Genomic DNA, 4,013 nt, shown 5'->3' on the forward strand with positions numbered 1-4,013 from the left:
GGATGAACAGGCCGGCCAGCGTCACGATGAAGGAGGGCAGCCTGGTGCGCACGACAAGGATGCCGTTCAAGGCGCCGACGATGATGGCGATGACGAAGGCGATCGCCACCGCCGCGGGGATGGAAAGCCCGAACTGGGTGACGCAGAGCCCGATGGTGACGCTGGCAAAGCCGATCATCGAGCCGAGGGAAAGATCGAACTCGCCGCCGATCATCAGCAGCGCCACCGCTGCGGCGAGGATGCCGAGCTGCGCCGACACCTGCAGGAAATTGGCGATGCCGGCCATCGAGAACAGGCCGCTGTTGCCGGCGGTGATGCCGAAGGCGAGGAACACGATGATGGTGCCGGTGATGGCGCCGAGCTCCGGCCGCCGCATCAGGCGGACCAGGCGTCGCGAAACGGGCTTCGGCTCGGGCGGGTGAGCCGGGTTCAGAGCTTCGGTCACGATCGTCTTCCCAATAAGCGTCCAGGGCATCCAACAAGGGCCCGCCAGCGCCTTTCGCCGGCGGGCCATTATAGCATCAGCGGATGCCGGCCTTGCTGAGATCGCGCACGGCGGCCGCGTCGTCCTTCATGATGAAGGACGGACCGGTGCGCACGGCCGATGTCGGGAAGGTCTTGTACATCGCCTTGTTGGTGAGGAAGACGACAGGATAGTAGCCCATCATATATTGCTGGTTGTCGATGCCGAACATCATCGTGCCCTTGGCGACGGCATCGAGGATCTCGGGCGACAGGTCGAACGTGCCGATCTTGTAATTGCCGATCGTGCCGGCGTCCTCGAACATCTTGAGCAGCGGCGCGGCGACCGTCGGGCCCAGCGTCAGCACGCCGGTGACGTCCGGATGCGCGGTGAGATAGCCCTCGACGCGGCGCGTCACGTCGGTCGGGTCCATCGTGGCCGCCACCACGTCGGAGGAGCCGCCGCTCTTCTTCAGCCCGTCATTGTAGCCTTCGCAGCGCTTGTCGAGGCTGACATTGCCGACCTCGTGATTGATGCAGACGCCCTTCTTGACGCCGGCCTTGGCCATGATCTCGCCGGCCTTGACGCCGTTGTCATATTCCGAGCCGCCGCCGACGAAGAGGTCGAGGCCCCAGGGCTCCACCGCTTCCTCGCCGCTGTCGATGACCACCACCGGAATGCCGGCGGCCTTGGCCGCTTCCACCGGCGCCTTCAGCGCGTCCATGTCGGGAATGGAGACGACCAGCCCGTCCGGCTTCGAGGCCGTGGCGGCCTCGATCATGCGCGCCATGCGCACCACGTCGAAGGTTTCCGGCGCCTGGTACTCGACCTTGACGCCGAGCTGCTGAGCGGCGGCCTGCATGCCGTTCTTCACCACGCTCCAATAGACGTCGTTGGCCTGGCCGTGGGTGACGAAGACGATGCGCACATCGCTTTCCTTCTTCACCTGGGCCGGCGCGGGCAGAATGCCGGCGCCGGCAAAGGCGAGCGAGAGCGCCGCCGCGCTCAGCGCATTTCGCAGTCCGGACATCGAGAATAAGGCACTCATAGTGGTTCTCCTCAAGTTATCGTTGTCGTCCTTAAAGCGTTTCGCGCTGAAACGGATTCAGGCGACACTTTAAGTCTTTGATTTGATGCATGTCGTTCTCCCAAAACCGCTTCGCACTTTTGGGCGACATGCATTAGTCTCGGCCTCGACCCTCCCGGTCAGGCCGCTTTCGTCATGCTCGAAAGTCCCGGAGCGTGCCGCGGCGGATGGACAGTCCCTCCACGAAGGCCATGAAATCCGGGTCTGGAAGCAGGTCGAATTCGTCGATGCGGATCTGTGCCGAGCTGGGCTCGATCACCTCGATCTCGCCCGGCGCGTTGGCATGCAGGCAAAGGAAGTTGAGCCCGTCGCCGATCTGGCCAAACAGCGCCTCGTAGCGCGCCCGGGCTGGCTGGTTGCGGTGCCATGGCGTCTCCAGCACCGCGCTTACCAGCGTCTCGCCGGCTTGCTCCAGCCGCTTGCCCGGCGCGGAGAAGACGCTGTCGTCCAGCGGACCCAGATTGTGGATCGGCCCATAGACCGAGATGCTTTTCGGGAACAGCGTCGGCAGGCCGTAGTCGATGCCGACAGCCGCGTAGCGGTCGACGAATTCCGGCGAGAACACCGCGCCCATATGCCCGTCCATATGGGTGAGCGACAGCCCCGCGGCCTTGGCCGCGTCGATCTGCGCCCGCATCTCGGCCTCCACCGCTTCCGGCTCGCCCTTGGCGCGCAATTCCGGCACCGAGCGGAACAGGTAGCCGTCGCCATCGACGATGCCGGAGGCCTGGCTCGCCTTGGTCAGCGGCCGCCAGCGGTAGTACTTCTTCTCCGAGGTGAGCGTGATGTGGACGCCGAGATTGAGCGAGGCGTCTTTCGCGCCTTCCTCGGCGATCTCGAGGAACCACGGGCAGGGCACCATCACCGAGCCGCTGTCGACCGCGCCGGCGCGCTTCAGCTTCAGGTACGCGACATTGGCGCCATGGCACATGCCGACATCGTCGATGTTGATGACGACCTTGCGTTCAGCCGGCATGGCGGACCTCCTTTGCGCGCTCGTGGACATAGAAGCCCGCGCCCTGCGCCAGCTTCTTCAAATTGCGATACCCCATCGTGGCATAGGTCAAGGGGTGCGCCTTGGCCGGGTCCTGCTCGGCCTCCACCACCAGCCAGCCGGAATAGCCCTGGCCGGCGAGGATCTTGAGCAGCGTCGCATAGTCGATCGCGCCGTCGCCCGGCACGGTGAAGATGCCTTCCATCACCGCGCCCATGAAGCTCATGTCGGCCTCGCGCGCCTTCTTCAGCATCGCCGGGCGCACATCCTTGCAATGGACATGCACGACGCGCTCGACATGCCGGCGCAGCAATTGCTCCGGGTCGCCGCCCGAAAAGGCGCAGTGCCCGGTGTCGTAGAGAAGGCCGACCGCCTCGCCGGTGCTGTGCATCAGCCGGTCGATCTCCGTGTCGGTCTCGACGATCGTGCCCATGTGATGGTGGAAGGCCATGCCGACGCCGAAATCGGAGAACCGCTCGGCGAGCCTGGTGATCTTGGCGCCATAGGCCTTCCATTCGCCGTCCATCAGCTTCGGCCGCTGCGAGATCGGGTCATGGATCGCGCCATGCCGGCCGCGCGAGGTGTCGGCATAGACGACGCGCCTGGCGCCGAGATCGCGCAATAAAGTCAGATGCGGCCGGATCGCCTCGAACTCCTCGTCGACCTCCTTCTCGCAGATGCGCCCGTCATACCAGCCGGAGACCAGCGCCAGCCCGTAATGGTCGAGGATTGGCCGAAGCGCGCGGCTGTCGCGCGGGAACTTGCCGCCAAGCTCGGTGCCGGCATAGCCGGCCTCGGCGGTCTCGGCGAGGCAGGTCTCGAGCGGCGTGTCGCCGCCCAGTTCCGGCACATCGTCATTGGTCCAGGTGATCGGGTTGATGCCAAGTCGAACTGTCGTCATTGCTCGCTTTCCGCCCCGCGGCCAGGATGGCTGCGGGGTTCATGGTCTCGGGAGGGAAATGGCTTCATGCCTGCGGCGGGCGATGCATCGCCCTGCCTTGCCCGTCCGGCCGGCAGCCTCCCAGTTGCCTTGCCCGGACTTGTGTTCCCCGTTTTGCGCCGACGTCTTATCCCCAACGTCTATGAGTGAAGTCTACGCCGCTCTGTCTCCATCGCGAGGGCCAGTTTTCCGGAAAATGAAGGAACCAGTTTGTGACGGCAGGGTCGCTGTGGCAGGATGGGGGATGGGAAATCTGGAAATGATCGAGCGTCGGCGCGAGGCCCCCCTCTCTGCCCTGCCGGACATCTCCCCCTCAAGGGGGGAGATTGGCAGCTTCAGCCCTGGCGTTCCCCTTGCAACGTTGGCGATTGGCGAAAGCCGGCGCGACATCCAATCTCCCCCCTTGAGGGGGAGATGTCCGGCAGGACAGAGAGGGGGGCGAAGGAACTCGACGTCGGAAGCCAAGCCCGCCGCGGCACACCAATGCACCTATGGGCGGGCGTAACCCATGCGCCCGCACCCCAAACCC

Annotated in this window: 3 protein-coding genes and 1 pseudogene; all 4 read right to left on the bottom strand. The window is 65.1% G+C overall.

What is annotated here, in order from left to right; translation table 11 throughout:
- Positions 1 to 445 (bottom strand): annotated as a pseudogene (locus EOA28_RS27230) (hypothetical protein); the annotation flags it as partial.
- A gap of 76 nt (positions 446 to 521) precedes the next feature.
- A complete protein-coding gene (locus EOA28_RS27235) occupies positions 522 to 1,511 on the bottom strand; it encodes a sugar ABC transporter substrate-binding protein (RefSeq protein ID WP_245463130.1) in 990 nt (329 codons plus the stop codon).
- Positions 1,512 to 1,683: 172 nt separating this feature from the next.
- Complete coding sequence (locus tag EOA28_RS27240) at positions 1,684 to 2,526, bottom strand: polysaccharide deacetylase family protein (protein WP_245463131.1); 843 nt, start codon at positions 2,524 to 2,526, stop codon at positions 1,684 to 1,686.
- Positions 2,516 to 3,445: a myo-inosose-2 dehydratase gene (iolE, locus tag EOA28_RS27245; protein WP_127249773.1), complete on the bottom strand. Its 930-nt coding sequence runs from the start codon at positions 3,443 to 3,445 to the stop codon at positions 2,516 to 2,518. The genes EOA28_RS27240 and iolE overlap by 11 nt, the downstream gene beginning before the upstream one ends.
- Between the last annotated feature and the right edge of the window lie 568 nt (positions 3,446 to 4,013).

Origin of the sequence: Mesorhizobium sp. M2A.F.Ca.ET.067.02.1.1 (assembly GCF_004023285.1) — a bacterium.
Classification (GTDB): Bacteria; Pseudomonadota; Alphaproteobacteria; order Rhizobiales; family Rhizobiaceae; genus Mesorhizobium.